The sequence below is a fragment of the Actinosynnema sp. NPDC059797 genome (genome assembly GCF_042732085.1).
Classification (GTDB): domain Bacteria; phylum Actinomycetota; class Actinomycetes; order Mycobacteriales; family Pseudonocardiaceae; genus Actinosynnema.
The window spans coordinates 1-3,043 of record NZ_JBHWIE010000585.1; the positions used below are offsets into that span (position 1 = coordinate 1).

Genomic DNA, 3,043 nt, shown 5'->3' on the forward strand with positions numbered 1-3,043 from the left:
GACCAGCGCGGCCACCCCGAAGGCCGAGGCCGCGAGCACCGCCCACCGCCGGGGCCCGATCGGCGCCGCGACCCGCTCCGCCCGCCGGTCGACCTGTTCCTCCGCTGTCACAGCTACGCCCTCCGCCACCGCTATCGGAGGTCCATCATGGAGCGACCCGCCGCCCTCCGCCCGGTGTGGCGACACCGCCGGCTATCACCGGCGCCCCAAGGGACACACGTTCGGCTGCACTTCCCGCCGCCCGGCCCGCGTCGGAGTTTGGCCACCCCGGCGCGGGGCACCTCACCCGCCATGAACCTCGGTGGAGCCGGGAGCGGCGCGGAACGGGAACCGGCGCCGCCGCTGCGCCCGGCCACCGGTGACGAGCACCCGTCGGTGGTGGAGACCCTGGTGCGCGCGTTCGGCGACGACCCGCTGTTCGCGTGGCTCTTCCCGGACCGGGCGACGCGCCCGCGCCGCTCGGCGGAGTTCGTCCGCGCGGTCGTGGGATCGACCGCCGACCACGGCGGGCTCGTGATGGCCTCGCCCGGCCACGAGTGCGCCTACCTGGCGTACCCGCCCGGCTGGCAGGGCGAAGCCGCGGAGGACGGCGCCCTGGCCCGCCCGGAGCTGCGCGACCTGGCGGGCGCCGTGGGCGCGCTGACGCGGCTGCTGGGGGAGCGGCGCCACGGCCTGCCGCCCCACCTCTACTGCACCTACATCGGCACCAGGCCCGAAGCGCAGGGCCGGGGCCTGGGCCGGGCGTTGATGGAGGGGTTCGCGTCCTGGTGCGACGCCGAGGGCGTCGGCTTCTACGCCGAGGCGAGTTCGCAGAGGAGCCTGGCGCTGTACGAGCGCGTCGGGTTCCCCCGCCTCGGCGACCCGATCGCCCTGCCGGACGGCCCTCTGCTCCACCCGGTCTGGCGCGGCCCCGCGCCCCGGTCGCACCCGTGACCGCGCCTCCCCGTCACCCCTGGGGGTGACCACCGGGAGGGTGGTCGTCGGTCGTCAGCCGCAGGTGGCTGGCGAGCAGCGCGGCCTGCACCCGGTTGTCCAGTTGGAGCTTGGTCAGGGTGCGGGACACGTAGGTCTTGACCGTGGACACGCTCATGCAGAGGCGTTCGGCGATCTCGGCGTTGTTCAGGCCGAGGCCGACCTGGCCCAGCACCTCCCGCTCCCGCTCGCTGAGCAGGTCGAGCCGTTCGGCGGCGTCCGGGAACGCGGTCCGCGCGGCGGGTTCGGGGCCCGAGAGGCGCCGCAGCATCCGGCGGCCGACCTCGGTGTTGAGCACCGACGCGCCGCCGTGCACCGCGCGGATGGCGTTGATCAGGTCCTCCGGCCTGAGCTGCTTGAGCAGGAAGCCGTCCGCGCCCGCGGTGAGCGCGTCGATCATCAGCTGGTCGTCGTTGAACGTGGTCAGCGCCAGCACGAGCGGCGGGTCCGGCCACCCCTTCAACCGGGCGGTGGCGGTCACGCCGTCCACCCTGGGCATCCGCAGGTCCATCAGCACCACGTCGGGTCGCCGCTCGCGGCAGGCCGCGACCGCCTCGGCGCCGTCGCCCGCCTCGCCGACGACCTCGATGTCCGGCGCGGACTCCAGGATCGCGGTCGTCCCGGCGCGGATCAGGGCCTGGTCGTCGACGACGAGCACCTTGATCATGGCGCCGATCGTCGCACGGGGTCGTCGCCACCGCGCGGCGGCAGGTCGGCGCGCAGCACGAAGCGGGTCCCGCCCTCCTCCGGCTCGGCGGTGAGGCAGCCGCCCGCCAGCGACACCTCCTCGGTGAGCAGGCGCAGGCCGCGGCCCGTGCCGGGCACGGAGGGCCGGTCCCGCGGCGCGAGGGGGCTGGTCACGGTGAGCCGCGCGCCACCGCCCACGCAGGCGAGCCGGATGTCGGCGCGCGGCTCGCCGGCGTGGCGCAGGACGTTGACCAGCGACTCGCGGATGATGCGGTAGCACAGGTCGGCGGTGGCCGGGTCGCACGCGCCGGCGGACTCGTCCACCTCGCAGGACGCGTCCACGCCGAGCGACCGGTAGTCCCGCACCAGGTCCTCCACGTCGGCGGTGCAGAACCTCGTTGCCTCGCCGACCGCCTCGGGTTCGGCCAGCACGTCCAGCACCTCGCCGAGCTGACCGATGGCCTCCCGGCCGACGTCGGCGATCAGCTCGCAGCGCCGCCGGATCGACTCGGTGGCGGCGGGGTCCACGCTGATCGCGCCCGCCGTGGTCACCATCACGCTGACGTGGTGGCCGACGCCGTCGTGCATCATCGACGCCAGCCGCGCCCGCTCGGTCAGGCTGCGCTCCCGCAGGGTGCTCTCCCTCAGCCGCTGCTGCCGCTCCGCGGACTGCACCGCGTGCTGCTCGCGCTCGGCCAGGGCGTCCTCCAGGCTGTTCTTGGCCAGTGCCATGACGAACGGGGCGACCGCGGCGAGCACCCAGTAGACCAGGCCGTTGAAGCCGTTCGCGGGCAGGGTGCGCTCGAACTCGAGCAGGCTCCCGGCGTCGGTGACCGGTTCGAACAGCACCTCGTGGGTGGGCCAGAGCAGCAGCACCGCCATGCCGACGCCGGCGAGCGGCCAGCGGCGTCGCCGGGTCAGCGAGTAGGTCATCACGTAGATCGGGTAGGGCAGGTCGGTCAGGGCGAACGTGGCGCACGCGACCACCGTGGCCACCCGGTCGAACTCCCGCCGCCACAGGGCCAGCACGACCGCGCACAGCGCCGAGACGGCGGCGAAGGCGGTCGGCGACGGCGCGGGCGCCACGCGGTGCAGGCCGGTCAGCAACCCGACCGCGGCCGGGCCGGCGATCACCAGCGCCACCATCACGTCACGCGGTCGGCGTGAGCGGAACAGGCGCTGCCAGTGGTGCCTCACTCACACCATGCAAGCAGCACGGCGGGCGTCCGGCGACCCGCGTCACCACGATCGGGCGACTGCGTCAACCCCGGTCCACAAGCCGGCGCGGATCGTCACCGCGAGACGACGCGCGCGGCCCGCCCCGGGGGGTCTCCTGGAGAGGACCGAATTCCTGGAGGCAACGATGACCACAGTCCTGCAGCAC

At 74.8% G+C, this 3,043-nt stretch carries 3 protein-coding genes; 1 reads left to right on the forward strand and 2 read right to left on the reverse strand.

Annotation, left to right across the window (positions count from 1 at the left end; genetic code table 11):
- Positions 1-291: 291 nt before the first annotated feature.
- Positions 292-933 (forward strand): GNAT family N-acetyltransferase, encoded by a 642-nt coding sequence (locus ACFV4N_RS41985; RefSeq protein WP_499678271.1) that lies wholly within the window; start codon positions 292-294, stop codon positions 931-933.
- A 13-nt stretch (positions 934-946) separates the two neighbouring features.
- Here the strand turns inward: ACFV4N_RS41985 and ACFV4N_RS41990 are convergent, their stop codons facing one another.
- Positions 947-1,639, reverse strand: coding sequence for a response regulator transcription factor (locus ACFV4N_RS41990; RefSeq protein WP_499678272.1), 693 nt, complete (start codon positions 1,637-1,639; stop codon positions 947-949).
- Entirely contained in the window at positions 1,636-2,856 is a 1,221-nt protein-coding gene (locus ACFV4N_RS41995) for a sensor histidine kinase (RefSeq protein WP_499678273.1), read from the reverse strand. The genes ACFV4N_RS41990 and ACFV4N_RS41995 overlap by 4 nt, the downstream gene beginning before the upstream one ends.
- Between the last annotated feature and the right edge of the window lie 187 nt (positions 2,857-3,043).